Annotated in this window: 3 protein-coding genes; all 3 read left to right on the top strand. The window is 28.5% G+C overall.

The features are described from left to right. The coding region (locus ON15_RS04340; RefSeq protein ID WP_010580255.1) for a glycosyltransferase family 4 protein at positions 1–622 on the top strand (622 nt) is incomplete at its 5' end. Next, entirely contained in the window at positions 622–1,209 is a 588-nt protein-coding gene (locus tag ON15_RS04335; protein ID WP_010580254.1) for an acyltransferase, read from the top strand. The genes ON15_RS04340 and ON15_RS04335, both read left to right, overlap by 1 nt. Positions 1,210–1,300: 91 nt before the next feature. Further along, the coding region (locus ON15_RS04330; RefSeq protein WP_010580253.1) for a glycosyltransferase family 2 protein at positions 1,301–1,851 on the top strand (551 nt) is incomplete at its 3' end.

Raw genomic sequence — 1,851 nt, 5'->3', positions numbered from 1 at the left:
TTTTAACCCTAACATAAATTGTAATTATTTATTCAAGGAATTTAACGTTCCAACCGATTCAATTAAAGTTGGAGTAATTGGAAGAATAAATGCTTGGAAGGGGCAAAATGATTTTCTAGATGCTGCAACTCCATTGCTTAAAGAATATCCTAATTTGTATCTGTTTATTATAGGTAGTGCTTTTACAGGTCAAGAGTGGAGAATTGATGAAATAAAAAATAAAATAAAGAATGATTATAATAGATCTCGAATAATTTATTCTCCTTTCAGGAGTGATAACGCTGCTGTTCAGAATTTTCTAAACATTTTAGTTTTGCCTAGTACGAGCCCAGATCCATTGCCAACAGTTGTTCTGGAAGCAATGGCATCTGGAAAACCAATCATTGGTTATGATCATGGAGGTATCAAAGAAATGGTTTTAGATGGTTATAATGGATATTTAGTAGAGCCAAATAATTGTCTTGAATTAAGGAGAAAAATGCAGGTATTGATAAAAAGTGAAGAGAAAAGAAAGAATTTTGGTGTAAATTCATTAAATAGACAAATTAATAAATTTTCTATGTCATCTTTTATAAAAAAATTTTCTTCTACATATACTTTAATAGGGAATGATTTTCAGTAATGAAAAATATAAATAAAGAAGTTGGATTTTCTTATAAACTAGCTATTTATTTCATGGCTTTAAAAAAATTAATAAGAGGATTCGCGATGGGATTCTTTTTCTTTAAAAAAAAATATCCTATTTTTATTGGTAAACATGTTTCAATAACACAAAAGAGTAATATTATTGTTGGAAGAAATGTAAAATTTGAAGACTATTCGGAAATTCAAGCTTTGAGTAAAGAACCAATAACGTTTGCTGATAATGTAACAATAGGAAGAGGAACTATGATCAGACCGTCTAGTTATTACGGAATAGGAAATATTGGAATGGGACTTAAGATTGGAAAAAATTCTTCAATAGGGCCAGGTGGATATATAGGTTGTGCTGGAAGAATTATTATTGGGGAAAATGTTTTAATTGGCCCTAAGGTTTCCATGTTTGCAGAAAACCATAATTTTTCCGATAAAGTGAAAACTATTAAATCACAGGGTGTAAATAATAAGGGAATAGTTATAGAAAACAATTGTTGGATAGGTAGTAATGTAATTATTTTAGATGGAGTCACAATTAAAAGTGGAAGCGTTATTGGGGGGGAACATTATTAACGAAAAATGTAGAATCTAATTCTGTAATCTATGATAAAAGAGATAGATTCGAAAGGCAAAGGTAAATTCTATTATTTAAGGGGATACAAAAATGAAAATTGTTTCCTATACTATGGTTAATAATGAAAATGAAATTATAGAGTCTTTCGTTAGATACAATTATAATTTTGTTGATGAAATGGTAATTGTTGATAATGGATGTAGTGATAATACAATTGAAATTCTAAAGAGTTTAAAAACGGAAGGTTATAAAATTACATTATTTGACGAATCACTTAGAGCATATGATCAATTTGAATTGGATAATAAGTATGTAAATATTATTATTGATAAATTTCGACCTGATATTGTAGTTCCTTTAGATGCTGATGAATTTTTATGTTCAAATAATAATCCCAGGGAAATTTTAGAAAATTTGGATTTAAATTATGTATATTATGTTAACTGGAAATGGTATGTTTTGACTGGTAAGGAAGATAACTCTGAAAAGTTTATTCCAAAAAGGATTTCATATTGTTTGGAAAAAAGTCCATGGAATTATTCAGATGGCACTTCTGTAACTAAAGTTATTATTCCTGCAAAATTATATCGTAAGTCTCATCTTAAATTGACAATGGGACACCATGATGTCTTTGGTAATGA

Source organism: Liquorilactobacillus vini DSM 20605 (assembly GCF_000255495.1).
GTDB lineage: Bacteria > Bacillota > Bacilli > Lactobacillales > Lactobacillaceae > Liquorilactobacillus > Liquorilactobacillus vini.
Note: the sequence above shows the minus strand (reverse complement) of the source record. Positions and strands in the feature narration are given on the sequence as shown.